At 70.8% G+C, this 24,263-nt stretch carries 21 protein-coding genes and 1 pseudogene; 16 read left to right on the top strand and 6 right to left on the bottom strand.

Translation table 11 applies throughout. The annotated features are described in order from the left end of the window. Positions 1-92: 92 nt before the first annotated feature. The 4 genes from AB0L71_RS13320 to AB0L71_RS13305 all read left to right on the top strand — a co-directional run bounded on the left by AB0L71_RS13320 (position 93) and on the right by AB0L71_RS13305 (position 6,887). Positions 93-374 carry a hypothetical protein gene (locus tag AB0L71_RS13320; RefSeq protein WP_365241888.1) on the top strand — a complete coding sequence of 94 codons (282 nt, stop codon included), beginning with the start codon at positions 93-95 and terminating at the stop codon, positions 372-374. Then, entirely contained in the window at positions 371-3,787 is a 3,417-nt protein-coding gene (locus AB0L71_RS13315; protein WP_365241886.1) for a S8 family peptidase, read from the top strand. Before AB0L71_RS13320 ends, AB0L71_RS13315 begins: the two co-directional genes overlap by 4 nt. A 237-nt stretch (positions 3,788-4,024) precedes the next feature. Further along, positions 4,025-4,570, top strand: a complete 546-nt coding sequence (locus AB0L71_RS13310) for a DUF3558 family protein (RefSeq protein ID WP_365241884.1) — start codon at positions 4,025-4,027, stop codon at positions 4,568-4,570. 187 nt (positions 4,571-4,757) lie between these two features. After that, entirely contained in the window at positions 4,758-6,887 is a 2,130-nt protein-coding gene (locus tag AB0L71_RS13305; protein WP_365241882.1) for a BTAD domain-containing putative transcriptional regulator, read from the top strand. A gap of 43 nt (positions 6,888-6,930) precedes the next feature. Here AB0L71_RS13305 and AB0L71_RS13300 read toward each other — a convergent pair whose 3' ends face one another. Further along, the gene (locus AB0L71_RS13300) at positions 6,931-7,374 is read right to left on the bottom strand and encodes an ATP-binding protein (protein WP_365241880.1); all 444 of its coding nucleotides are present in this window, start codon (positions 7,372-7,374) and stop codon (positions 6,931-6,933) included. A 236-nt stretch (positions 7,375-7,610) separates the two neighbouring features. On the opposite strand from AB0L71_RS13300, the gene AB0L71_RS13295 reads away from it, so the two are divergent. From AB0L71_RS13295 to AB0L71_RS13280, 4 genes are all read left to right on the top strand, one after another. After that, the gene (locus AB0L71_RS13295; RefSeq protein ID WP_365241878.1) at positions 7,611-8,231 is read left to right on the top strand and encodes a Scr1 family TA system antitoxin-like transcriptional regulator; all 621 of its coding nucleotides are present in this window, start codon (positions 7,611-7,613) and stop codon (positions 8,229-8,231) included. A gap of 311 nt (positions 8,232-8,542) precedes the next feature. Further along, positions 8,543-9,631: a P1 family peptidase gene (locus AB0L71_RS13290; protein ID WP_365241877.1), complete on the top strand. Its 1,089-nt coding sequence runs from the start codon at positions 8,543-8,545 to the stop codon at positions 9,629-9,631. Between the two features lie 95 nt (positions 9,632-9,726). Then, a complete protein-coding gene (locus AB0L71_RS13285) occupies positions 9,727-10,386 on the top strand; it encodes a DUF6232 family protein (protein WP_365241875.1) in 660 nt (219 codons plus the stop codon). Then, positions 10,383-10,721, top strand: a complete 339-nt coding sequence (locus AB0L71_RS13280; RefSeq protein WP_365241873.1) for a hypothetical protein — start codon at positions 10,383-10,385, stop codon at positions 10,719-10,721. Before AB0L71_RS13285 ends, AB0L71_RS13280 begins: the two co-directional genes overlap by 4 nt. Positions 10,722-10,733: 12 nt before the next feature. On the opposite strand, the pseudogene AB0L71_RS13275 reads toward AB0L71_RS13280, so the two are convergent. Next, positions 10,734-10,925, bottom strand: a pseudogene (locus AB0L71_RS13275) (transposase); the annotation flags it as partial. A gap of 288 nt (positions 10,926-11,213) precedes the next feature. On the opposite strand from AB0L71_RS13275, the gene AB0L71_RS13270 reads away from it, so the two are divergent. The 3 genes from AB0L71_RS13270 to AB0L71_RS13260 all read left to right on the top strand — a co-directional run bounded on the left by AB0L71_RS13270 (position 11,214) and on the right by AB0L71_RS13260 (position 12,994). Beyond that, positions 11,214-11,444: a hypothetical protein gene (locus AB0L71_RS13270; protein ID WP_365241871.1), complete on the top strand. Its 231-nt coding sequence runs from the start codon at positions 11,214-11,216 to the stop codon at positions 11,442-11,444. A 79-nt stretch (positions 11,445-11,523) separates the two neighbouring features. Beyond that, on the top strand, positions 11,524-12,171 hold the full coding sequence (locus tag AB0L71_RS13265) for a class I SAM-dependent methyltransferase (RefSeq protein ID WP_365241869.1): 648 nt from the start codon (positions 11,524-11,526) through the stop codon (positions 12,169-12,171). A 331-nt stretch (positions 12,172-12,502) separates the two neighbouring features. Next, positions 12,503-12,994: a PH domain-containing protein gene (locus AB0L71_RS13260; protein ID WP_365241868.1), complete on the top strand. Its 492-nt coding sequence runs from the start codon at positions 12,503-12,505 to the stop codon at positions 12,992-12,994. Positions 12,995-13,042: 48 nt separating this feature from the next. Here the strand turns inward: AB0L71_RS13260 and AB0L71_RS13255 are convergent, their stop codons facing one another. Beyond that, positions 13,043-13,915 (bottom strand): sulfurtransferase, encoded by an 873-nt coding sequence (locus AB0L71_RS13255; protein ID WP_365241867.1) that lies wholly within the window; start codon positions 13,913-13,915, stop codon positions 13,043-13,045. 291 nt (positions 13,916-14,206) lie between these two features. Here AB0L71_RS13255 and AB0L71_RS13250 point away from each other — a divergent pair, with 291 nt between their 5' ends. The 3 genes from AB0L71_RS13250 to AB0L71_RS13240 all read left to right on the top strand — a co-directional run bounded on the left by AB0L71_RS13250 (position 14,207) and on the right by AB0L71_RS13240 (position 18,148). Further along, a complete protein-coding gene (locus AB0L71_RS13250) occupies positions 14,207-15,514 on the top strand; it encodes a cytochrome P450 (protein ID WP_365241865.1) in 1,308 nt (435 codons plus the stop codon). Then, positions 15,511-16,773 carry a cytochrome P450 gene (locus AB0L71_RS13245; RefSeq protein ID WP_365241864.1) on the top strand — a complete coding sequence of 421 codons (1,263 nt, stop codon included), beginning with the start codon at positions 15,511-15,513 and terminating at the stop codon, positions 16,771-16,773. The genes AB0L71_RS13250 and AB0L71_RS13245 overlap by 4 nt, the downstream gene beginning before the upstream one ends. Positions 16,774-17,137: 364 nt before the next feature. Continuing rightward, a complete protein-coding gene (locus AB0L71_RS13240) occupies positions 17,138-18,148 on the top strand; it encodes a LacI family DNA-binding transcriptional regulator (RefSeq protein ID WP_365241862.1) in 1,011 nt (336 codons plus the stop codon). Positions 18,149-18,260: 112 nt separating this feature from the next. Here AB0L71_RS13240 and AB0L71_RS13235 read toward each other — a convergent pair whose 3' ends face one another. The 3 genes from AB0L71_RS13235 to AB0L71_RS13225 all read right to left on the bottom strand — a co-directional run bounded on the left by AB0L71_RS13235 (position 18,261) and on the right by AB0L71_RS13225 (position 21,951). After that, complete coding sequence (locus tag AB0L71_RS13235) at positions 18,261-18,572, bottom strand: hypothetical protein (RefSeq protein ID WP_365241861.1); 312 nt, start codon at positions 18,570-18,572, stop codon at positions 18,261-18,263. Between the two features lie 326 nt (positions 18,573-18,898). Next, positions 18,899-21,247, bottom strand: a complete 2,349-nt coding sequence (locus AB0L71_RS13230; protein ID WP_365241859.1) for an FtsX-like permease family protein — start codon at positions 21,245-21,247, stop codon at positions 18,899-18,901. Next, positions 21,244-21,951: an ABC transporter ATP-binding protein gene (locus AB0L71_RS13225; protein ID WP_365241857.1), complete on the bottom strand. Its 708-nt coding sequence runs from the start codon at positions 21,949-21,951 to the stop codon at positions 21,244-21,246. The genes AB0L71_RS13230 and AB0L71_RS13225 overlap by 4 nt, the downstream gene beginning before the upstream one ends. Positions 21,952-22,167: 216 nt before the next feature. On the opposite strand from AB0L71_RS13225, the gene AB0L71_RS13220 reads away from it, so the two are divergent. Together AB0L71_RS13220 and AB0L71_RS13215 are read left to right on the top strand one after the other, a co-directional pair. After that, positions 22,168-23,478 (top strand): histidine kinase, encoded by a 1,311-nt coding sequence (locus AB0L71_RS13220; RefSeq protein WP_365241855.1) that lies wholly within the window; start codon positions 22,168-22,170, stop codon positions 23,476-23,478. Next, entirely contained in the window at positions 23,475-24,218 is a 744-nt protein-coding gene (locus tag AB0L71_RS13215; protein WP_365241853.1) for a response regulator transcription factor, read from the top strand. The genes AB0L71_RS13220 and AB0L71_RS13215 overlap by 4 nt, the downstream gene beginning before the upstream one ends. The last annotated feature ends 45 nt before the right edge of the window (positions 24,219-24,263 follow it).

Below are 24,263 nucleotides of genomic sequence, written 5' to 3'. Positions count from 1 at the left end.
GCGGGCCGACGGGTAACGGGGGCGTTAACGGTTGGGTAATGCCGCTGCTCTACGGTGCCGGGCCGGAACCCGATGCGATCGCGAGGAGCACTGTGCACGCCCCCCACTTGCCGGCCGAAGGCCCTTCCCCCGCGGTGGTCGTCGACGCCGGTGGCGAACCCTGGGACCGGGTCGCACCGTTGCTCGCCCGCCGGCTGGAGGAGCTGCCGGCGACAGCCGTACTGGCGCTTCTCGTCACGGACCCGGGAGTGCGCCAAGCGCTGCCGCAGTGGTGCGTGGAGCGCGGACACGCCCTGGACCACGGTGTACGGGACGGCGCCGCATCGGAGTTCCGCATCAGCAAGGACGGCCTCTCACACACGGAGCTGCGATGAAATCCCCGACCAGCAGACGAATACGCGCCGGCGCCCTGCTCGCTGCCGTGGTCACGACGAGCGCCGTCATCAGCGGAGCCGGCCCCGCGGCCGCCGGCGCCGCGTCGCAGGACGGGGCCGCCGCAACGGCCGACGCGACCATGACGACCGTCCCGTTGATCACCGGTGACACCGCGCGGGTGTGGCAGTTGCCGGACGGCCGGCAGTCGGCGGAGCTGGATCCGGGACCGGGCCGCGCGGGCACCCATGCGCTGATCACGCAGGACGGTGACGACCTCACGGTGGTGCCGTTCGACGCGCTGCCGCTGCTGGAGTCCGGACAGGTGGACCCCGAGCTGTTCAACGTCAGCTCGCTGATCGAGCAGGGCTATGCCGACGGGGCGGAGCTGCCGCTGATCGTCCAGTCCTCAGCCGCCGGCACCGCCGGCACCACCGGCTCCCGCAGCGCCGTCCCGGCCGCCGGTTCCGTTCCCGTACCGGACGGTCTGGAGCCCGATCAGGTCCTGGACAGCATCGGTGCGGTGGCGGGCACGACCGACTCCGCAGGCGCGGCCGAGCTGTGGAAGGACCTGACCGCGACGTCCACCACCACGACCTCCCGCGCTGTCTCCTCCGCCGGCGGCATCCGGGTGTGGCTCGACCGCAAGGTGCAGGTGACGCTGGATCAGAGCGTCCCGCAGATCGGCGCCCCGGAGGCCTGGCAGGCCGGCTACGACGGCAGCGGGGTCAAGGTCGCGGTGCTGGACACCGGCGTCGACACCACTCACCCCGATCTGAAGGACGCGGTCGTCGATACCCGCAACTTCACCACCGCCAAGGACGCCGTCGACCACCAGGGCCACGGCACCCATGTGGCGTCCACCGTGGCGGGCAGCGGGGCGGCCTCCGACGGTTCGCGCAAGGGTGTCGCGCCCGGTGCCGAGATCCTCGCCGGCAAGGTGCTGGGCAATGACGGCAGCGGTCAGACGTCCTGGATCATCGCCGGTATGGAGTGGGCCGCGGACTCCGGGGCCCGGCTGATCAGCATGAGCCTCGGTGGCCCGGCGTCGAGTTCCGAGGTCTACGACCCGCTGGTCGAGGCGGTGAACCAGATCAGCGCCGACAGCGGAGCGCTCTTCGTGATCGCCGCGGGCAACGACGGCGGCGCGGTCTCCTCCCCTGGGATCGCCGACGCCGCCCTGACCGTGGGCGCCGTCGACAAGAACGAGGCCAAGGCGTCCTGGTCCAACTTCGGCCCGCGCATCGGTGACAACGCGGTCAAGCCGGACATCACGGCCCCGGGCGTGTCCATCGTCGCCGCGCGTGCCGCCGGCACCAGCCTGGGCACACCCGTGGACAGCTCCTACACGAGTCTGAGCGGCACCTCCATGGCCACCCCGCATGTCGCGGGCGCCGCAGCGCTGCTCGCCCAGGAGCACCCGTCGTGGAAGGCGCCGCAGCTCAAGGCGGCTCTGATGAGCGCGGCGCAGCCCAGCGACGAGCTGACGGCCTGGCAGCAGGGCGCCGGGCGGGTCGATGTGGCCCGCGCGGTACGCCAGCAGGTGACCGTGGACGGGAACGTCTCGTTCGGCCTGATTCCGTACGCCAAGCCGTACGGAAGCCACGAGCGCACCCTCGTCTACCGCAACGACGGTGACCAGCCGGTGACCCTGATGCTGGCCGGCACGATCGAGCGCACCGGCGCGGACGCCGGGAACGGCTTCCTGCGGTTGTCCGCCGACGAGGTCACCGTCCCGGCCGGCGGTGACGCCAAGGTCACCGCGACCTTCACGCCCCAGGCGGGGGACCAGGGCAGCTGGGCCGGACAGGTGGTCGCCACCGCGGACGGCGGCCTCAGGGTCGTCGCCGGTGTCGGCGCCGTGGTCCAGCAGCCGATGGCCAGGCTGACGGCGACCGCCGAGGACCGCACCGGTGCACCCGCCGCCGGCTACTCCGGCGTGCGGATCCTCAACCTCGACACCGAGACCTACCAGCTGGCGCGCTTCGAGGGCCACGCCCTTCACCTGGACCTGATCCCGGGCCGGTACAGCCTCTGGGCCTGGACCGTGACCCCCGCCGCCGACGGGTCGGACGAGGCCGTCAGTCTGCATCCCCTGCCCGAACTGACCGTCGGCGACGACCCCTTCACCCTGGACTTCGACGCCAACGACGCGGTGGAGATGACCGCTCGAGCCGACCGTCCCACCGAGCGGGAGCGGGCAACCATCGGCCTCAACCGCAACCTCGGCGTGGGCTCGTACCTCACCGACGACCTGGACCTCGGCTCCAGCACCAGGATCTACGTCCAGCCCACCGACCAGCCCGTCACCGTGGGCGAGTTCCAGCTGGTCAGCCAGTGGCTGCTGGCCGAGCCCGGGAAGGGCACCGCGACAGCTCGCTACACCTACGACCTGGTGTTCGTCGAGCACGATCAGGTCGGGCGCAAGCTCTCCTACCGGGCCGACGCGAGCAAGACCGCCACCCTGCACACCCGCTACTTCGCCCCGGGCGGAGCGGAGACCGCCAAGCCGCAGACCCTGTCGCGCTTCGCGCTGCTCTCCGGCCCCTATGTCGGTTACCTCTCCCGGCAGGTGACGATGGGTCAGGAGAGGACCGAGTACGTCACCGCCGGCGCGGAGGTGGGCTGGCAGGACTCGCTCTGGCTGGCGGATGCGGACGGCCGCACCCAGATGTCGTTCTCCGAGCCCACGCACAGCTATGCGCCGGGGGAGAGGCGCGACCTCGAGTTCGGGGGACCGATCGTACGGCCGGCCCTCGACATCACCGGCACCTTTGTGCCGACACGCATCAAGGACAGCCTGAGGATCAACGTGCCCGAGTGGGTCGACGGCTCCGACACGCATCGCACGCGCACGAAGAGCACCGTCGACACGTCCCGCGCCCGCCTCTACCGCAACGGCGAGCTGACCGCCACCACCACCGCGGCATGGGGGGCCTTCACGGCCGCGGCGGAGAAGGCCACCTACCGGCTGGAGCTGGATGTCGACCGCAATGCGGAGTGGTGGACCCGCAACACCTCCACCCGCACCGCATGGACCTTCACCTCGGAGCGCTCGGCCGACGGCGCAAGCCAGGTCCTGCCGATGCTGACGGTCGACTACGACCTGCCGAAGGTCCAACTGGACGGTACCGTGCGCCCGCACGAGGCCGTTCCGCTCACCGTGTCGGTGCGGCGCCCCGCCGGAGCGGCCGAATCGCCGGTCGAGAAGCTCACCGTCGAGTTCTCCTACGACGACGGCGCCACCTGGGCCGCGACCCCGGGCAAGGGCCTGCACGGCAGCGCCCGGACGGTGGCGGTCAAGTCGCCCGCCGAGGGCGAGGGCAACGGTTTCGTCGCCCTGCGCGTCAAGGCCGAGGACCAGGACGGCAACGCCTTCGAGCAGACCGTGCTCCGGGTGTACCGGATCGCCTGATCATCTGCCGCACGACGCCGGGCCCACACCGCCACCACGGGGTGTGGGCCCGGCGCGTTGCGCCGAGTCGGCGGCGGGCGGCGCCTTTGGTCACCTGAAGAATTCCCTAACCGGGCGCGAACACCTGCGTCCATGCTGACCAGAACGGTGGACCGGTCCGGACGGTACGGGACCTGATCCGCCGCCCTCGCACGGCGCCGGTTCGACGGCGGCGGTGGTGACAAGGAGGTCTGGCTGATGATGTCCCGAAGACGTTCGCGGCAGGCGCGACTGCTGACCGCGACGTTGCTCGTGACGCTTGCCGCTGCCGGGTGCGGCGGCTCCGGCGACGAGGCTCCCCGGGCCGCTGACCGGTCGCGGTCGGACGCCACGGACCGCACGGGCGACAGCGGCGGATCCCCCACGAAGAAGCAGCCGACGGACCCCTGCGGACTCATCTCCGTCCAGGAGGTCGAGCAGGTGGGAGGCGCGTCCGTCACGGCGAAGCCGAGCGAGTTCAACACCACAGGTTGCGAGTACGCGCACGACGGGGTGCTGATCTCCTCGACCGTACAGGGCGACGAAGCCAAGGCCTTCGCCGACGACATGCTCGCGGGAGCCCACAAGAAGCCGCTCTCCGGCGTGGGCGAGGAGGCCTACTCCTACGACGCCTCCGAACACGGGACCTTCGCCGTGCTCTTCCGGAAGTCGGGCACCTGGGTGGCGATGACCGTGGTGGCGGACCGGGCGGACAACGCCGGGCGGCTGAACGAACTCGCCCGGACGGTGGCCGCCCGCATCTGACACCAGCAGCCGGGCCCGCGCAGGCCCGCAACCCACGGGAGCGGCGCGCGGTCGGCGGGGGCACGTGCCGGGGGTGGGCAACTGCTCGTCAGGAAGTGAGTCCGCGGGAAACTGGACCCGGATGGACCTTCCCGGACTTCCCGAAACCACCCGACCCGTCCGTCTTCGTCATGAGTATCCTGACGCGGTGACCACCGGCGGGGGAGGGGCTGCGGGCGCCGGCCGGATGCGCGACCCCGAACCCGTCGCGCGACTGGCGGAGTCGGCCCTGCGACAGGGCCAGTTCGACGAGGCGCTGCGGCATGTCGCGACACTCCCGGCGGACGTGTTGCTGCCTGCCGAACTGGCGTGGCGGCTCGGCCGGGTACTCCACCAGCGGGGCAGGTTCGAGGGCGCCGAGTCGCTGTACGAACGCGCGGCCGCCGATGCCGGGGACACCGGCGCGGACCGGGCCCAGCTGCTGGCCGGCCGGTCGGCAGCACGCTGGGCCCGGGGTGACCGGGCGCGAGCGCGGAGTCTCGCCGACGAGGCGGTGCAGGCTGCCGAGCAGAGCCGCGACGATGCTGCGCTGGCGGCGGCCTACCTCGCCCAGGCGCTGGCCGCCTTCAGCGAAGGCGACCGCGCCGCCAACGACCACGCCTACGCCAGGGCCTTCGCGGCGGCCGAACGAGCCGGGGACCTGGGCATGCAGCTGCGGATCCGCTGCAACATCGGCTCCCGCCTGGTCGAGGAAGGGCGTCCGCGCGAGGCGGTCGACGCCCTCACCGACGCGATCCGCCTCGGTGAGGGCGCCTCCCAGCAGACGCTGCTCGCACTGGCCCTGCACAACCGCGCCGAGGCCTGGCTGGGGCTCAGCGACCTCAACGCCGCCCGCGCCGACGCCGACCGTGCGCTCACCCTGTGGCAGCAAGAGGGCTCACCGCTGGCCGCGTTCGGACTGCTGACTCTCGCCAGAGTGCACCTGACCCGGGGCTCCGCCTGGCAGGCGACGGCGGCCTACCGCGAGGCCCTGGCGATCGCCGAGCCGGAGGGCAACGCCCAGATCGTGGCGCAGGCATGGGCGGGTCTGGCGCGCACGTGCTACGCCGACGATCCGGCCGAGGCGGCGCGGTACGCGGAGCTGTCCCTCACGCTGCCGAGCGCCGCCGGGCCGGTCACCGGCCAACTGGCCGCCGGCTGGGTCGCACTGTGCGGCAGAGACACCGCCTCGGCCGCCCGGCACGCCGCAGACGTCCGCGCGGAGGCCGGCCGCCGCCGGGACCCGGCCGGGCTGGCCGAGGCGATGGAACTCGCCGCCCTCGCTGCGTACCGCCGCGATTCCGCCGCGGTGCCGGGGCACCCTGCCGCACGCCGTGCCGCCGGGCTGGTGGAGGCGGCCGCGGTCTGGGCCGATACGGGCAACGAGGTGGCGCTGGCCACCAACGCGCTGCTGCGGGCACGCCACGCGGGCGACCGGCTGTCCGAGGACGTGGCCTGGCAGCGGCTGCACCGGCTCGGGGTGCGCGACGACGTCTGGCACATCGCCGGGCCGCTGGCGGCAATCGGCCCGCCGCCGGTCCCCGAGGTCGCCGTGCAGACCCTGGGTCACCTGACGGTACTGCTCTCCGGAACCCCCGTACCCCCGGCCGGATGGCAGTCGCGGAAGGCCCGTGAGCTCGTCAAGGTGCTGGCGGGACAGCTGGGCAGACCGGTCACCCGGACCGCGCTCGCCGCCCTGCTCTGGCCCCGGACACCCTCGGAGGTGGCCAACCGCCGTCTGTCGGTGCTGATTTCGACGGTGCGCGCGGTCCTCGACCCGGCACGGCGGCATCCGGCCGACCGATTCCTGGTCACCGACCCCTCCAGCGTGCGACTCAACACGGAGCACGTCGTCCTCGACACGGTCCGGTTCCACGACGCGGCCCGTGCGGCCATCGCGGCGGACGCCGCGGCCGAGGGCGGCCGGGACACGACGGTCGGCCTGGACGCGGTGGCGCGCCTGGAAGTGGTCGTCGGCATGTACACCGGCGACTTCGGCGACGACGGCGAGCTCACCGGGGAGTGGAGCGAACGCCCACGCGCGGCCTTCGCGGAGCTGCACCGTGATGTCGTCCGTACCCTCGCCCGCCGTTGCCTGCGGCTGGACCGCTGCGACGCGGCAGCCGGCTGGTACCTGCGCCTGATCGGCGAGGACGGCTACGACGAGGCGGCTCACCTCGGACTGATCGCTGCCCTCTCCGCGGCGGGCCGGCACGGTGAAGCCCGCCGCCGCTACGGCGACTACGTCAAGCGCATGCGCGAGATCGACGTCCGCCCGGTCCCCTTCCCCACGGCGTGACGGCTCGGTCGGGGCAGGCTTCCGTGTGCCCCTCCCGTCTTGATCACAACTCGGCCCAGACGGTCTTCCCGGGGGCACCGACACGCGGTGTGACTCCCCAGCACCTGGCCAGACTCTCGACGAGGAGGAGCCCGCGGCCGGTTTCGCAGTCAGGCAGCGGCACGGAGGGCATCGCCCGGTCGGGTTGGCGCTCGGTGCGGGTGTCGGTTACGCCGATACGGAGGACCCCGGCGGTCTCCGTCAGCCGGACGCTGAAGTTGCGTCCCGGGACGTGGCCGTGCTGCACGGCGTTGGCACACAGTTCGGCGGCGATGAGCGAGAACGCGTCGTGGAGGGGCGAACGGTAGGGGTGGCCCCAGGCGTCCGGCCGTTCACCGACCAGGAGCCGGGCGAGGCGCGCGCCGCGCGGGGTGGAGCTGAAGAGCATGACGAACTCGCGGTCAGGGCTTGCTACTTCTTCCTCGGGCGAGGCGGTGTGGGAGGTCATGCGAGCGAGCCTGCCGGGATCGTCACCGCTCTCACCAGCAGCAACGCCTGTACGGCGGCGGACTGTACGGGCGGCCTCGGCCCGTGTACGCCGCTGACAGCAACCGGGGCGAGCGGGCACGGGGAGGAGCGGTTACCCGTTCGGGGGAGCGGTGCTGATTCGCGTCCGGGCCTTGGTGGTCGTGCGTAACGTCGTGAACGCCAGGGTGGCTTCGGTGCAGGTGGCGGAGGTGGACGATGGCGGAGACGGAACGCGACGAGGGGGCCGTGGGTTTCCTGCGGTGTTTCGGGATGCAGTTGAGGCTGCTACGGGAGCGGGAGGGCCTCACGCGGGCCGAGCTGGGGTCGCGGCTGGGGTACGGGGAGGACCAGATCGCCTCGGTGGAGCTGGGGCGGCGGATCCCGAAACCGGAGACGATCGAGCGGGCGGATGTGGTGCTGGGCGCGGGCGGGCTGCTGGTCGCGATGAAGAAGGAGGTGGCGCGGGCGCGGTATCCGTCGTTCTTTCAACATGCGGCGAAGCTGGAAACGAGTGCGGTTGAGCTCCACATCTACGCAAACCAGGCAATGCCGGGCTTGTTGCAGACCGAAGAGTACGCGCGGGCGGTGTTCAGGCAATGGCGACCCTTTCTCGACGAGGAAGTTGTCGACCAGAGGTGCGCATCTCGCATGGCACGGCAGGAGATCTTCAACCGACGTCCGGCCCCGAATCTGAGCTTCGTAGTCGAGGAGGCTGTACTCCACAAACGCATCGGCGGAGGCCCTTGGGGGTGGAGAGCAGGCCTCGCTCGTACGCGGCTTTCGCGAGGAGTGGGCCGTCGCTCTCGCGGAAGGAAGGCGCGCCGAGCTTGGTTTTGAGCGTCTCCTTGGGGTCCTTGAGCATCCCGGTGTCGTTACCGCGTAACTGTGCGGGTACCTTCCAGCGCGGCCGGACATGGGGAAACGCGCCCGGGAAGAGGAGTAGCCAGGCCTGGGACTCCCAACGGTCACGTCACGGAGACTGCGGAAGTTCTCCACGTGGAGTTCGAGCAGACGGCCGGGCATGGACGCCAACCTATCGGGTGGGCGGGGCAGCGGTCATTCCCGACGGTCACCCGGCGGCCGGTGTCCTCAGCGGCGACGTCCGTGCCAGGACACGGTTCCTGGCACGGTGTGTAGCGTTCCACCGCATGGAACCCAAGACGTGCACCCAGCCCGCGCAGAGCACCCGGCCCCGGGCCCGTGACCTCGGTATCGTCATCGGAGGGTTCGATACCGGCCCCCTGAACGCGATCACCGACGTACCCGGCGTCCGCGTCGGGCACACCACCGTCCGCCAACACCCCGATGTGCACAGCGGAGTGACCGCAGTCGTGCCCGACTCCGTCGGCCCCCACACACCGCTGCCCGCCGGAATGTTCACCGGCAACGGCTACGGGAAGCTCATCGGCGCGACCCAGCTCACCGAGCTCGGCACGCTGGAGACTCCGGTGCTGCTGACCTCGACGCTGTCGGCGTTCCGGGTTGCCGACGCCCTGGTCGGTTGGATGCTCGAACGGCCCGGATGCGACGCGGTGCTGAGCCTCAACCCGGTCGTGGGCGAGTGCAACGACGGCTTCCTGTCCGACATCCGCGCACGACCGGTTCGCGAGGAACACGTCCGGGCCGCACTCGACGGAGCGTCCGGCGGGCCGGTGGCCGAGGGGTGTGTCGGCGCGGGAACCGGTACCAGCGCCCTGGGGTTCAAGGCAGGCATCGGAACCGCCTCGCGCACACCGGATCTGGGAGGCCGGCGGTCCACGGTCGGGGTGCTGGTACAGGCGAACTTCGGCGGCACGCTGCGGGTGCTCGGGCGCACTGTCACCCCCCAGTCCCTCGGCCTGGTCGATGACCCGGCACCGGTCGCGGAGGCGGGCTCCTGCATGATCGTGGTGGCCACGGACGCCCCTCTCGACGCCCGGCAGCTCACCCGCGTCGCGCGGCGTGCCGTGTTCGCTCTGGCCCGCACGGGCGCTGCCTACAGCCACGGCAGCGGCGACTACGCCGTCGCCTTCGGTACGCGGCCGGAAGCAGGTGCCCCGGTGGCGGACGCCGCATTGGGGCCGCTGTTCGAAGCAGTCCTCGACGTGGTCGAGGAGGCGGTGCTCAACTCTCTGCTTGCCGCGACGACGACCACGGGCTTCGGCGGCCGCACCCTGCCGGGCCTGCCGGCGGACCGGTTGCTCGAAGTCCTTGCGGAACCTGCGACACTGCTGACGCCAGGTGGCACCGTGGCGTAATGGAGCCATCCGGAAGACCTGAACTCGCCTTGTGGGACGCGTGGTTCGGGTGCGTAATGAGTGCCATGCCACAGCAGTTCCACCTCGGGGGAAGCATGGGAACATCCGAAGTACCACCGCCCAGGCCGACGCACGCGCCGCCGCCCCCTGTAGCGCCGTCATCCTCCGTCGCGCCGCCGGCCCCTGTCGCGTCAGGAGTCCCGCCCCGCGAGGGCCTGGTCATCAGCAAGCGGCTGCTCTGGGTGCACGGGGCCGCCTACCCGCTGGAGAACATCGTCCGCGTCTACACCTTCGAGCTGACGCCGCGTCGCGGAGCGGCATTCGCGCGGTTCCTGAAGCGGGGCGGCTTCACCCTGCTCCTGCTCCTTCTCCTGATGTGGATCGACGATGAGCAGGGTGGGTCGTCCGGGTACGGATCATCCTCCTCCTCCGGCTCCGCGGGCCTGATCCAGTTCTTCCTGGCGGTCGCCGCCTGCGTGCTCATCTACTTCTTCGTCGAGATGGCTTCCGTGGCCTTCGCCGCGAGCCACTTCGTCCTCGCCATCGAGACGAACGGCCGGTCCACGGCCCTGGTGACGGGAGAACGCGCGTACCTGAACGGGCTCGTGTACTCGATCGCGTTGGCGATCGACCGGCCGGACGCGGAGTTCCACGCCTCGGTGACGTTGCTGTCGATCACGAACTACGGCAACTACCATTTCGGCGACTCGGTCAACATCTACGGCGGTAACGGACACACGGGGGTGTCGAAGTGACGGGCGGGAACTACCACTTCGGAGACGAGGTCAACATCTACGGCGGTAGCGGTCACACGGGAATCGCCCACAACCATCACGCCCCGCAGCCCACTCTGGAGGAGACCCTCCGGACCGTCGTCGAGCTGGCGCGGGCGTTGCGCAGTGAAGTGCCCGAGGAGGACCGGGCGTCCATCGACGGCGCGCTGCCCGTCCTCGCGGACGGCCCGTCCGCCGAGCCAACGACCCGGCGCCGGTCGCTGATGGCCCTCGCCGCCATTGCCGCCACCGTCGGGTCGATCGGCCAGCCGCTTCTGGAATCTGTGCGGGCCGCGCTCGAACTCATCGGGCGTTAGCTTGTCCTTTATCTACCTGGGCCGATCGCGTTTGCCGATGGCCTTGAGGGTCTCGGGGCGTTTGATGGTTCTGCCCACGTCGTAGCGGGTGGCGGGCCGGCGGTACTTTGATCCGCGGGCTCGTCCAGGCCCGGTTCCGGTTGGTTGGGGAACGCGGGCGGGGGAGCGCAGGTGGGGGCGGATGTTCCTGAATCCGCGGCGAACCGGAGTCGGCAGAGCACGTGATCAGACCGGGGCCGCCCCCACGTCCGGCGAATCCCCGGGCGAGCGAACCCGTTCGGGACACCGTTCGAGACCGTGGCACCATGTACGGCATGACGACCAACCGAAAGGCCCATGCCGCGTAGACGGCCAGGACACATCCGGGCCCGAATCCCGGACCGAAAGCAGTCACGGCTGGCCGTCGACCGCCTCTCCCCGGGAGTACTGTCCGAGATCGTTCGCCATGAACGCACGCGGAACTATCTCCAACCAGGCGACACCATCGAGGCATTGCGCCTGTGGAAGGACTACGCCCACCGGCCCGAACGCGAGCTCTGGCACGACGACGAGTTCGGCAACGTGCACTGGTACTGCTGTGGCAACCCACTCGAAGGCCGCGCCCTACTCGACGGTGTGATCCGAGCAATGTCGCCTCGCGGAGCCCGCGAACTCCGCAAGATCATCGACGATCTTGACGCCTTCATGGGTCCGTCCTACCCGGCCACAGACCGCCAAAGATAATGAAACCAGGTCGGGTCCTGTTTCAGAAGCAGATCAAGCGATGACCTGCGAACCGGGAGCGGCCGTATGCTGCGCTCGCATGAAGCATCTTGGTAGTCAGATCGCATACTGGGACGGCGTCGGAGCGACGAAGACGTTCACTCATCCGGTGAATCTCAACTGGCTGGCGGGGGTGAGCCGGGATGCGCGGGTCCTGGACTACGGCTGTGGATACGGCCGTGTCATGGCCGAACTGAGCGAGCACGGCTTCCGCGACGTATCCGGCGTGGACCTGTCTCCCGCGCTGATTCAGCGTGGCCGCCAGTTGTGGCCTGACCTGCGCTTTGCAGTCCTGGAGTGCCCGCCGGACCTGACTGACGCCTCGGGGAGTTTCGATGTCGTCCTGCTGTTCGCGGTGCTGACCTGTGTCCCCGACGGCCACGCCCAGCGGGCGCTGGTTGAGGAGGTGAACCGCGTCCTGGCGCCCGGCGGGGTGCTCTACGTCAGCGACCTGGTCCTGCAGGATGACGAGCGAAACCGGAGCCGCTACGCGGCCTATGCTCGGCAGTCCGGCACGCCGTACGGGTTGTTCGCCACCGATGACGGTGCGGTGTGTCGCCACCATGACATCGCGGAACTGCGCGCTCTGTTGTCGGACTTCGACCTGGTGGACGAGCGTCCGATCGAGGTCGCCACCATGCACGGCCACCGGTCGCAGGCGGTGCAGTTGCTGGCCCGAAAGCGGTAACGGTCAGTGCCACTCGTTGATGGTCGCGATCAGCTCGGTCACCTCGTAGCGGACGCACGATCAGAGTGCGGTTCGGGTTGACCAGCACGATTCGTTGGGAACGGGCGAAGCGGAAGAACCTCCGTGGCACCACCAGCCGGCGCTTGCGGGCCTTGGCTATGGCGGCCAGAAAGGCTTCGATGTCGGGCACGTCGACCAGGCCCAGTCGTCCTTGCCGCGGTGCTCGGTGAGGAAGCGGGCCAGGTCCGCAGGATGGCCCGTTGTACACCGTGTTGCGTCGGCCCCGCCACAGGGGCTGCTGCCGGTCGTCTGTGTGGCACACACTACGGGCATGGATGACCAGGGTGGGGACTCGGTGCCGGTGTGGCGGGTGGGTGGGGTGGCGCGTCCGGCGGGCTATGCGATCCCGGCTGTCGTAGGCGTGAAGGCGCTCAACGGTTGGGTTGCGTGGGCTTCTTCTCCGGGAGCGGATACGGCACGGCCGGCCGGGCTGTGGTCGGGGTTGGCCGTCGGCGTTGCGTTGTTCTTTTGGTGCGCGATTCTCAGGGTCCGGCTTGAAGTCGGCCCTGAGGGCATCGTGGCGGTCAATCCATGGGGGACTCACCGCCTGGGGCTGGACGAGGTGGCTTCGGTGAGCCTTGGTGCGTGGGGTGCGGAGTTCCACCACGGAGACGGCTTCAAGACCACGGCTTATGCGCTGAGCGAGCTGGCTGCGGGAACCTCGCAGGACCGGCGCTTCGCAGAGCTGCTGGCGGCTCTGGAGGCGGACCCCACCGCACCCTGGCCCACGGCTGAGGGTCTTCGGTGGTCAGAGGAGCAGTAGCCCGGCGATGCGGTCCGGAGTCAGCAACGTGTCGTCGTGCGGGAGCCGTCACCGCGAACCGCCCTCGCCGGTGGCCACCGGGCGGTCGGAGGGCAGACCCCACTCGCTCCACGAGCCGTCGTACACGGCGAGGTCGCGGTAGCCGGCCAGGGTGGCGCCGAGCGCGAGGACGCAGGCGGTGACGCCGGAGCCGCAGCTGAAGTACAGCTGCTCACGGTCCCCGGCCACCGCCTCGAACGCGGTGCGCAACGCGTCCGACGAGCGCAACAAGCGGCCGTTTTGCAGGAGGTCACCGAACGGGAGGTTGACGGAACCCGGCATGTGGCCGCCGCGCAGCCCCGGGCGCGGTTCGGTCGCGGTGCCCGCGTAGCGCTCCCGGGTGCGTGCGTCGAGTACGGCCGCACGCGGGTCGGCGAGGGCGGCTGCGAGGGCATCGGCGTCCACGATCAGGCCGGGCCGGGGCCGGGCGGTGAAGGTGCCGTGCGGGCCGTCGTAGGCGGCGGGCACGGGCTCGACCGGGTGGCCGGCCGCGGTCCAGGCCGGCAGGCCGCCGTCGAGGACGGCGACCCGGTCGAAGCCCATGGCACGCAGCATCCACCAGGCGCGGGCGCTGGAGTAGATGCCCTGTGCGTCGTAGACGACGACCGTGTCGGTGTCGTGCACGCCGAGCGCACGCAGTGCCTCGGTGAACTCCCGGGCGCCGGGCATGGTGTGCGGAACCGTGGAGGTGTGGTCGGACAGCTCTCCGTCGAGGTCGAAGGGACGGGCCCCGGGGATGCGCGGGGCCGCGCCCCGGTGGGCGCCGACGGAGGCGTCGAAGAGGACCAGGCCCTCCGCGAGCCGTGCGGCCACCGAGTCGGTCCCGACGAGCGGACCGGGCAGTCCCGCGACCGTCGTGTCGGAAGGAGTCTGAGTGTTCATGCGATGCCTCCGGGGGAAGGGGTGGGCGCCTACCGGTCGTGACGGCGAGACCGCGCCCGGTTCCAGGGCATCGCGGGAGCCCGGCCGGTGCTCCCGCTCGTACTGTGCCGCATTCCCGACCTCATGGATCTTATCGTCGGCAATGTGTCAGAAGTGGTCTCTGGTGACCATGTAAGTGAAGGAAATGATCGCGATTAGCGTCGATGAGGCCACTCAACGTCCCTATAGTGAAGCCGCGTTGAACGTGCACCCCGCAAAGCGCGAGACCTTCCGCACAGGAGATTCCGTACGATGACGACGCCCGCATCCGCCGTGCCCGAGCGCGCGTCCGCGAAGACGTCCGGCGGAGGATGCCCGGTTCGTGCCGGCGAGTCCGCCGTCCCGCTCAGCGGTCCCGAGTTCCACACCGATCCCCAGGTCCTCTTCCGCGCCATGCGGAGCGAGCATGGGCCCGTCGTGCCCGTCGAGCTGCCCGGAGGGTTCCCGGCCTGGCTGGTGATCGGGTATCGCGAACTCCACCAGGTCACCAGCGACGGCGAGTTGTTCCCCCGGGACGTCGCGCTGTGGAATCAGTGGGACCACATCCCGGAGGACTGGCCGCTGCTGCCGATGGTCGGACGGCCGATGCCGTCCATCTACTTCACGGCGGGGGCCGAGCACCGGCGTCACGCCGAGATGGTGGGGCAGGCCCTGGAGGAGTTCGAACCGTACGAAATCCGGCAGGGCTGCGAGCAGTTGGCCGACCGCCTGATCGACGGGTTCTGCGAACGCGGTTCGGCGGACCTGATCGCCGACTTCGCCGTACCGCTGCCCGTGCTCGTCCTCGCCCGTCTGATCGGCTTCCCTGACGCGGACGGGGCCCGGATCGCCGAGGTGCTCAGGGACCTGGCCGACGGCGGGCCGGACGCGCAGGAGGCTCATCTGCGGTTCGGGGAGCACATGCAGCGGCTGCTGGCCACCCGGCGGGCCTCCCCGGGGGACGACGTGACGTCCCGCATGCTGGCGTACCCCGGCGTGTTCACCGATGAGGAGTACGTGCTGGACCTGATGGCCATCACGGCCGCCGGGCACCTCCCCACCGCGGACTGGATCGGCAACTCGCTCCGGCTGATGCTCACCGACCCCCAGTTCGCCACCGCACTCTCCGGCGGGCGGCACAGCATCGCCGAGGCCATGAACGAGGTGCTCTGGGAGGACGCGCCGACCCAGATCCTCGCCGGCCGCTGGGCGGCCCGCGACACCCAACTGGGGGGCAGGAGCATCCGGGCCGGCGACATGGTGCTGCTGGGACTGGGCGCCGCCAATACCGACCCGCACATCCGGCAGCAGCTCTCGACCCTGCCAGGAGGCTCCGTCCAGGGAGGCAACAGCGCACATCTGGCGTTCAGCCACGGCGAGTACCGCTGCCCCTTCCCCGCCCAGGAGATCGCGGAGGTCATCGCCCGTACCGGTATCGAGGTACTGCTCGACCGGCTGCCCGACCTGGAGCTTTCCGTACCCGCGCAGACACTCGTCCGGCGGCAGTCCGCCTTTCTGCGCGGCATGACCGTGCTTCCTGCCAGGTTCACTCCCGTACGTCCGACAGGAGATCTCTTGTGAAGTGCCCGCACACCGCCGTCCGCGAAGCCGCTCCGGGCGGCGCGACCGTGGTCATCGACCCGCTGGTCCAGGACCTGGACGGCGAGACCGCGCGGCTGCGCGACGCCGGTCCGCTCGCCAGGATCGAACTGCTCGGCGTTCCGGCCTGGACCGTGACCCGGCATGCCGTCGCCCGCCAACTGCTCGTCGACCCGCGGCTGGTGAAGGACATCGATGCCTGGGGGCTCTGGCAGCGCGGCGACGTCACGCGTGAGTGGCCACTGATCGGCATGATCGACGCCGGGCGGTCCATGTTCACCGTGGACGGGGCGGAGCACCGACGACTGCGCAACAAGACCTCCCAGGCCCTGACCCCGCGCCGACTGGAGGAGATACGGCCGGAGATCGAGAGGTTCATCGAGGGACTGCTCGACTCCCTCTCCGAGCAGGCCGGGACGAACGAGGGCGGCGTAGTCGACCTCAAGTCCGTTTTCGCCCAGCCGCTGCCCATGCTGGTCGTCGGCATGCTGATGGGGGTGGACGAGGCCGAGCACCCCATGCTGCTGAAGCGGTACAAGGCGTTCTTCTCCATGCTCACCCCGCATGAGGAACGCCTGGCCCTGCTGGCCGAGCTGGACGTGTTCTACGCCGCCCTCGTACGGGAGAAGACGGCGCGGCCCACCGACGACCTCACCAGCGCGCTCATCCTCGCCGAGGAGGGCGGGGAGCCGCTCACCGAGGACGAGGTGGTGGGCAACCTCAAGGCGATGGTGGCGGCCGGGCACGAGACCACCATCGGGCTGATCCTCAACGCCGTACGCGCCCTGCTCGCCCGCCCCGACCAGTTGAGCAAGGTTCTCGACGGCGAGATCCCGTGGGAGACCGTGATCGAGGAGACCCTGCGCTGGGACACCCCCACGACCCATCTGCTGATGCGGTTCGCCACCGAGGACATCCAGGTCGGCGACGACGTGATCGCCAAGGGCGAGGGCGTGGTGATCTCCTACCGGGTCATCGGCCGTGACACCGAGCAGCACGGGCCGGACGCCGACGAGTTCGACGTCACCCGGCCGACCCCGATCCGGCACATGACCTTCGGTCACGGCCCGCACATCTGCCCCGGGGCGGCACTCTCCCGGGTGGAGGCCGGTATTGCCCTGCCCGCGCTGTTCAAGCGCTTCCCGAAGCTGCGGCTGGCCATCGCGGACGAGGAGATCCGCAAGCTGCCGGTGATGACGCAGAACGACATGGAAGCCTTCCCCGTACTGCTGCACGGCTGACGCGGAGCGAGGAGACACCGAGGGCCGCCCGGACCGCCGGGCGGCCCTCGACATGCCCGGACTGCGGCTCCGCCGGCCCGTCCGCCTAGGGTGGACACACCCTTCCGGGCCCGGTCGCAGCGGCCGGGCCGCGACCGCGGTGCGACGGCGGGGCACTGGCCGACAAAAGCGCGTCGAAGCGCTTCGACAGACTTATGGACAGTCCGAAGCGGCAGGTCTAGGCTCAGAAGCATCTGCCCATGTCACCAACCGAACCCATGCGGACGCCGAGGCCGTCGACGAATTCGAAGCGCTTCGCCATGCTCGATCGGTGCAGGGCGGATGCGTCCGATGTCCGAAGTCGTCCCGCGAGGGAGAACCCCGAATGGTCACTCTTGCCGAGGTCGCCCGGCATGCCGGAGTCTCCGCGAGCACGGTGAGCTATGTCCTCAGCGGCAAGCGATCCATCTCGGTGTCCACCCGTGAGCGGGTCGAACGCAGCATCCAGCAGTTGGGATACCACCCCAATGCCGGCGCGCGGGCGCTCGCGAGCAGCAGGTCGAACATCATCGCGCTGATGGTCCCCCTGCGCACCGACATGTACGTGCCCGTGATGATGGAGATCGCCATCGCGGTCGCCACGACCGCCCGCACCCACGGCTACGACGTCCTGCTCCTCACGGGAGAGGAAGGACCCGCCGCCGTCCGGCGGATCGCGGGCAGTTCGCTCGCCGACGCCATGATCCTGATGGATGTCGAACTGCACGACGAACGGCTGCCCCTGCTGCGCGAATGCGACCGCATCGCGGTGCTCATCGGTCTGCCCGCCGATACGAACGGACTCACCTGCGTGGACCTCGACTTCGAGGCGACCGGGGCGCTCTGTGTGGACCACCTCGCCGGACTCGGCCATCGTGAGATCGCGGTGATCGGCGAGGCAGCCGCCGTCTACGAGCGCCACACCGGATTCGCCGAGCGGACCATCGACGGGGTGCGGGCGAAGGCGCAGGAGTCCGGTGTGCGGGTCCTGCACCGGCCCTGCGAGGGCGGATACCCGGCGATGGCCCAGACCCTGTCCCGGATCTTCGACGAGCGGCCTGGCACCACGGGATTCATCGTGCAGAACGAGTCCGCCGTGGAACCGCTGCTCAACCTGCTGCGCCAGCAGGGCCGGGCCGTGCCGGAGGACGTGTCGGTGGTCGCCATCTGCCCCGAGCAGGTGGCCTTGCAGGCCTCGGTCCGGCTCACCTCGGTGGCCATTCCGGCGCAGGAGATGGGACGCCGCGCCGTGGAGCAGGTCGTCGCGAAGCTGGCCGGGCGCCAATCGGACGAAGTCGAACTGCTCACACCCGAGTTGACGGTGCGCGAGAGCAGTGGGCCCGCGCCTGTCGGGTGACGGTCGTGGGGGAGGGGACCGGCTCCTTGCCGGGCTGAGGCCCTTCGGTGCCCTGAGCGGGGGTACCCCTCCGGCCAGGGCGCCGGCTGGACGCCGGGCCGCACTCGCGGTGCTACGTCCTCCGGCTCGCCTCGATCGTGAACGCAGCTGTCAGGCAGGCTGCAGCCGAAGCCATCGAGCCGAAGAAGATTCCCTCGAAGAGCAAGCTGTTCGCGCCCTCAACCGTGCCATCCTCATGCATACAGGACTTCTCGAAAGGAAAGCTGGCCGTGTGCAGAGACCTGCAGTGGTTCTGCAGGTCCTCGTTGAGCACGCTTGCCTTGACCCAGGACAGCGCCCATAGGAGGAGGAAGATCCCGGCGAAGGAGCACGCGGCGCCCCACAGCCGGTTCAGGTGAGCATCATGCGTGCTGGTTCTCGTCATTGGCGGAGCCTACTGGTGGACGCGCCCTGATCGGCGGCGAGCTGGTGGTGCAGCCGGACTTTGGCAGGCCGTGCGACCGGCATTGCGGCACGCGCATCCGTATGGGCAGGTTGCCCCTCGGAAACGCGGCCCGTGCCACCCGGGCCGTCTCCTCAGGAGCCCCGCCTTCCCGCCTGGCGTGCAGCGACACCGACACCCTCGCCGGACACAACGTCGGCCTTCACGACCACAACGGGGCATGAAGGCCGACGTCACGCTCGTCCCCCAGTCGACAACAGCGTCCTCCGTGCGGTGGGGGCCGGAGGAACGAGCCCCCAACCCGCCCCCTATTCCGTGCGCAGAGCCGTCGCGGTTCGGGCCCTGGCGGCCCAGCCGGCGGGCAGGAGGGCACCCAGGGTGGCGATGAGCAGGCCCCCGAATGCGAGCGGGAGCAGTTCGGCGGCGTGGTAGACGGCGAGGACGGAACAGGGGAAGCGGAGTCCCACGCTGTCGCCCATCGCCGGGATCACCCAGCCGTGCAGGGCCACGCCCAGCGGCACGCCCAGTGCGCCCGCGACCAGGCCGGTCACCACGACCGAGGTGAGGACCAACGTGATGGTCTGCCGGGGAGTCATGCCGAGCGCCTTGTGGACACCGAGTTCCCGGACGCGCTCGCGGGTGTCGATCAGCACGCCGTTGAGCACACCGAGCGCGGCGACGGCGACGAGCATCAGTGTGAGAGTCGCGGACAGTGCGTTGAGTGTGACGACCATGCTGCTGTTGGCATCGAGCCCGCCGACCCGGGCGGTGACCCCCAGCGGTGCCAGGTTCCTGTTGAGCGCGTCGACGTACGCGGAGACGTCGGTGCCTGAGGTGACCGCGATGTGATGGCTCGTCTCCGACAGATCGGGATGTGCGGCCGTGAGGGACGACGCGTCGGTGAAGACCTGCATGCCGCCGTTGCGGGGATCGAGGATCTCGCCGACGATCCGGAGCGGGACCGGAGCGCCCAGGCCGTTCAGGGTGACGGTGTCGCCGATGCGGGTGCCGGTGGCGGCCAGGAAGGGGGTCGGGACCACGGCCTCGCCGGGCTTGTCGATCCAGCGGCCCGAGACCATGGCGTGGCCGCCCCAGGAGGCGTCCCCGGTGAAGGCGATCGTGTTGACGGTGCCGGTCACACCGGACACGGTGGTCCGTACCGTCGCGGCGCTGAAGTACTTCCCGGTTCCGGCGGTGGCCGTGATGGCGGCGGCGACCTTGGCGGGATCGGTCCTGGGACGCTCTTCGTGCGCAGGTCCCCGGGTTCCGAAGCCCGGCATGGGAGCGGGCACGGTGACATCGGCTCCGTCGTGGGCCTTGGCCTTCATCACCTGGCCGAGCGAGGCGCCCATCCCCACGGTGAACGTGACGGCGGCGGCACCGAACAGCACCGCCGTGCCCATGGCCAGCGCGCGGGCGGGCCGCGCGAACGGCCGGGCCAGGCCCAGGGCGACCGGCCGCGGCAACGGCAGCCGCCCGGCCAGATGGGCCGCCCACCGGCCGCGCTCCGTCGAGGCGCCGCGCCCGACGGCGAGCGCGTCGACCGTACGCAAGCGCCCGGCCCGCCAGGCACTGGCCCACGCGGTCGCCGCCACCAGGGCGAGCATCCCGCTGACCACCGCCAGGTCGACCCAGGGGGCGACGGTCAGGGACGAGGTGCCGTAGACCTCCTCCGTCTCGGCCAGGACCGGGACCGAGAGGAGGTGGCCGGCGAGGACACCGAGGACTGTGCCCACCCCGGCCGGGATCAGTGCCTGGCCGACGTAGGCCCGCGTGACCTGGGCCGGGGTGAAGCCGACGGCCTTGAGGATGCCGATGCGGCGCGTTCCCGTGCCGGCGGCCGACGCGACGATGTTGCCGACGACCAGGACCGACATGACCAGGCCCAGGGCACCGAACGCGGTGAGGAAGGGCACATAGAGGGCGGTGGCGCGCTCGGCGGTCTTCTGGACGGTGAGCCATGACTGCCGGCCGACGGCCGATCCCGGCGGCAGGGATGCGGTCACGGCCCTGCCGCCCGCGGCGATCTGTGCGGCGGTGCCCGCGTCGGTGAAACGGTAGAGCATCTGGTAGCCGCCGCTGCCGGGCGCGGTGAGTGCCGGCACCTGGGACGGAACCACCCAGGCGTCAGCGGTCTGGGTGACCGAGCGGGCCACACCGACCACCGTCAGCGTCGGACGGTCGGGCAGATCGGGGAAGGCGAGTTTCCTGCCCAGGTCCGGAAGGAGCCAGGCGTCGGCGGACAACACGATCTCGCCGGAGCGTGTGGGCCACCGCCCGTCGAACAGGGTCACCTCGTCCACGCCCCGGCCGCGATCGCCCCGGCCGACCACGGTCATCGGCCACGCGGGGCTCGCCCCATCCGACCGCGGGGTGACCGTCGTCGTACGGAACGGCCCCGCCGCGCCGCTCACCCCTTCGGCGTCCTTGGACTCCGTCAACTGCCCGGCACTCACCCTGCCCGCGTCGAACTGGACGGACAGGTGCGCGCCGTGCTGCTGGGCGAAGGCGTCATCGAAGGGCGCGCCGGAGACCACCAGCAGCGACCCGCCGAGGAGGGAGGCGGCCACCGCCATCATCGTGGCGAGCCCGATCACCAGCGTCTGCACCCGGCGTCGTCCCACCCCCGAGCGCACCACCGTGCCGAGCGTGTTCATCGGACGGCCTCCGCGGCCACGGCCGGCGAGGGGACGTCTTCGGTGATCCGGCCATCGCTGATCCGGACCGTGCGCCTGGTGCAGGACTGGGCCAGAGCCAGGTCGTGGGTGACCACGACGATGGTCTGACCCCCGGCGTTGAGATCGGTGAGCAGCCTGCTGACGTCCTGTCCGGCGGCCGTGTCCAGAGCGCCGGTCGGCTCGTCGGCCAGGAGCAGGGGCGGTCGGTTCATCAACGCCCGGGCCACCGCGACGCGTTGCCGCTCGCCGCCGGACAGCCGCCCCGGATAGGCGCGGGCGTGCCGTTCGATGCCGAGGCTCTCCAGGAGTTCCACCGCCCGGCGGTCGGCCGCGCCTCGTGCCATACCCGCGAGGCGCGCGGGCAGGACGACATTGTCGGTGACGGTCAGATCGTCGAGCAGGTTGAAGAACTGGAAGACCATGCCGACCTTCGACCGCCGGTAGAGCGCCGATCCGGCTTCGCCCAGCTGATCCACCCGCACCCCGTCCACGATGACGGTTCCCGCATCGGGCCGGTCCAGGCCCGCAAGGAGATTGAGCAGGGTCGACTTGCCGCTGCCGGAGGGGCCGAGGATCGCAACGGCCTCGCCGGGCAGCACGGTCAACGACGCCTCGTGCAGTGCGGGTGGGCCGTCGTCGTATCGGCGGGTCACCTCGCGCAGTTCGATCACCGGCGTGGTCATGAAAGATCTCCTTCGGTGCGTGCATCGGACCCCCTGGACGCTAGGAGCGCACCCGGCCCCCGCGCGTCGCCCGCCCGAACCCCTTGCCGTACCGCATCGGGATGATCCGTCGAGACGTCATCCCTGCGATGTAGGCGCCCGATGTATGCGCCGTGCCGGGAACCGACCGCTGAGGTGGACTCCGCGGGTTCGGACGGCGGCCACAATGAACCGGTGATGACCGTGCGTACGACGCTGGAGAGGCTGTGGGTCCTGGCCCGCGAGGCGGTCCGGGACGGCTGGTTCCCGACCGGTCCGCCGCTGCGACTCAGCTGTCGCGCCTGGCAGTTCGACCTGCTGGTCGCGCTGGCCCTCGGCGTCACCACGGTCTATTACGCCATCGACAACGCGGACAACATCGTGGTGCGCGAGATCGCACCCGGTGTGCAGTACGCCGTGCCGCGCCCGTCCGGCACCGGCGGCCTGGCCCTCATGGTGACCCTCGCGGTCATCGCCTCCGGTGCCCTGGCGCTGCGCCGCCGCTACCCGCTCGCCGTGCTGTGCGGGGTGACGGCCGCGACCCTGGCGACACCGCAGAGCGTGATGCGGCTGACCTTCTACGCGTTCGTCATCGCCGTCTACAGCGCCGCCGTCTACAGCCCGTACCGGGTCGCGACGCTGGCGGCGCTGCCGGTGTCGGTCGCCCTGGTCGGCACCTCGGGGAACTCGGTGACACCGATCGTCCCCAACCAGTACATCGCTTTGCTGATCCTGGTCCCGATGGCGGTGGCCGCCGTCGGCCTGCGCACCTGGAGACTCCGGACCGACGAGGGACGCGCCCGGCTCGCCGCCCTGGAACGCGAACAGGCCGAGGAACTGCGCCGGGCCGTCGAGCACGAGCGCGCCAGGATCGCCCGCGAACTGCACGACGTCGTCACACACAACGTCAGCGTGATGATCATCCAGGCGGGCGCCGCCCGTAAGGTCATGCCCACTTCCCCTGAGCAGGCCGGTGAGGCACTGCTCGCCGTCGAGGCGGGCGGGCGTGCTGCCATGACGGAGCTGAGGCACGTCATGGGGCTGCTCACCCTGGGCGAGGAGGGCGAGGGGACGGACATCGATGCGGACCTGCCCGGGACGGCGGCGGAACTGGCCCCGCAACCCGGCCTGGACCAGCTGGAGACGCTGGTCGGCCGGGTCCGCGATGCCGGCCTGCCGGTCGAGCTGACCGTGACCGGACCGCCCCGTCCCCTTCCGCCCGGCCTCGAACTCGCCGCCTACCGCGTGGTCCAGGAGGCCCTGACCAATACCGTGAAGCACGCCTGTGGCGCCACCGCCGCCGTGACCGTTGAATACGGCCAGGACCGGCTCCGGGTGGACGTCACCGACACCGGTGGAAGTCCGGGCGTGGGCGCGCCCAGCGGAAACGGCCGGGGACTGATCGGCCTGCGCGAGCGCCTCGCCGTCTATGGCGGAACCCTGAACACCGGCCGACGCCTGACCCGCGGCTACCGTGTGGAGGCCCTGATCCCTCTGGAGGCACCGTGACCGAGCCGCTGCGCGTGCTCCTCGCCGACGACCAGACCCTGGTCCGTACCGGATTCCGGATGATCCTCGGCGCCGACGGCATCGACGTCGTCGCCGAGGCGACCAACGGGGCCGAAGCCGTCGACGCGGTCCGCCGTACCCGGCCCGACGTGGTCCTGATGGACATCCGGATGCCCGAGATGGACGGCCTGGAGGCCACCCGCCGCATCCTCGACGGTCACCGGGCTCCCGACCCCGTTCGAGCGGGGGAGAGCCCGTTCCCGGACGGGCCCCGTGTCATCATCCTGACCACCTTCGACCTCGACCGGTACGTCTACGCGGCCCTGTCCGCCGGGGCCAGCGGCTTCCTCCTCAAGGATGTCACTCCCGAGCAGCTGACCGCGGCCGTCCGCACGGTCCGTACCGGCGACGCCCTCCTCGCACCTGCCATCACCCGCCGTCTGGTGCAGCGGTTCACCCGGCGCGGCAGCGACACCGCCGCCCTGCATCGGGACCTCGCCGCACTCACCCCGCGTGAACTGGAGGTTCTCGGCCTGCTGGCCCGAGGGTTGAGCAACGCCGAACTCGCCACCCGGCTCCAGCTGGCCGAGGCGACCGTCAAGACGCATGTCGCCCGCATCCTCGCCAAGCTCGGACTCCGCGACCGCGTCCAGGCCGTGATCGCCGCCTACGAGACAGGGCTGGTGAGTGTGGGCGCAGGCGAGGCCGACCGGCAGTCCACCGAGGACGTGGAGGACTAATCAGGGGCTGGGGAAAGGTAGTTGGAGCCTGTTCCTGTCCCGGCG

The sequence above is a fragment of the Streptomyces sp. NPDC052052 genome, from assembly GCF_040680455.1.
GTDB lineage: Bacteria > Actinomycetota > Actinomycetes > Streptomycetales > Streptomycetaceae > Streptomyces.
The sequence above is the reverse complement of the archived record's forward strand: the minus strand, read 5'-3'. Positions and strand labels throughout refer to the sequence as shown.

What these genes read in the sequence shown, in the direction of transcription:
- AB0L71_RS13230 (WP_365241859.1), bottom strand. Translation starts at nt 21,247, where the DNA reads ATGAACACGCTCGGCACGGTGGTGCGCTCGGGGGTGGGACGACGCCGG.
- AB0L71_RS13260 (WP_365241868.1), top strand. Translation starts at nt 12,503, where the DNA reads ATGGATGACCAGGGTGGGGACTCGGTGCCGGTGTGGCGGGTGGGTGGG.
- AB0L71_RS13240 (WP_365241862.1), top strand. Translation starts at nt 17,138, where the DNA reads ATGGTCACTCTTGCCGAGGTCGCCCGGCATGCCGGAGTCTCCGCGAGC.
- AB0L71_RS13315 (WP_365241886.1), top strand. Translation starts at nt 371, where the DNA reads ATGAAATCCCCGACCAGCAGACGAATACGCGCCGGCGCCCTGCTCGCT.
- AB0L71_RS13225 (WP_365241857.1), bottom strand. Translation starts at nt 21,951, where the DNA reads ATGACCACGCCGGTGATCGAACTGCGCGAGGTGACCCGCCGATACGAC.
- AB0L71_RS13285 (WP_365241875.1), top strand. Translation starts at nt 9,727, where the DNA reads ATGGGAACATCCGAAGTACCACCGCCCAGGCCGACGCACGCGCCGCCG.
- AB0L71_RS13300 (WP_365241880.1), bottom strand. Translation starts at nt 7,374, where the DNA reads ATGACCTCCCACACCGCCTCGCCCGAGGAAGAAGTAGCAAGCCCTGAC.
- AB0L71_RS13255 (WP_365241867.1), bottom strand. Translation starts at nt 13,915, where the DNA reads ATGAACACTCAGACTCCTTCCGACACGACGGTCGCGGGACTGCCCGGT.
- AB0L71_RS13290 (WP_365241877.1), top strand. Translation starts at nt 8,543, where the DNA reads ATGGAACCCAAGACGTGCACCCAGCCCGCGCAGAGCACCCGGCCCCGG.
- AB0L71_RS13265 (WP_365241869.1), top strand. Translation starts at nt 11,524, where the DNA reads ATGAAGCATCTTGGTAGTCAGATCGCATACTGGGACGGCGTCGGAGCG.
- AB0L71_RS13220 (WP_365241855.1), top strand. Translation starts at nt 22,168, where the DNA reads ATGACCGTGCGTACGACGCTGGAGAGGCTGTGGGTCCTGGCCCGCGAG.
- AB0L71_RS13295 (WP_365241878.1), top strand. Translation starts at nt 7,611, where the DNA reads ATGGCGGAGACGGAACGCGACGAGGGGGCCGTGGGTTTCCTGCGGTGT.
- AB0L71_RS13235 (WP_365241861.1), bottom strand. Translation starts at nt 18,572, where the DNA reads ATGACGAGAACCAGCACGCATGATGCTCACCTGAACCGGCTGTGGGGC.
- AB0L71_RS13250 (WP_365241865.1), top strand. Translation starts at nt 14,207, where the DNA reads ATGACGACGCCCGCATCCGCCGTGCCCGAGCGCGCGTCCGCGAAGACG.
- AB0L71_RS13310 (WP_365241884.1), top strand. Translation starts at nt 4,025, where the DNA reads ATGATGTCCCGAAGACGTTCGCGGCAGGCGCGACTGCTGACCGCGACG.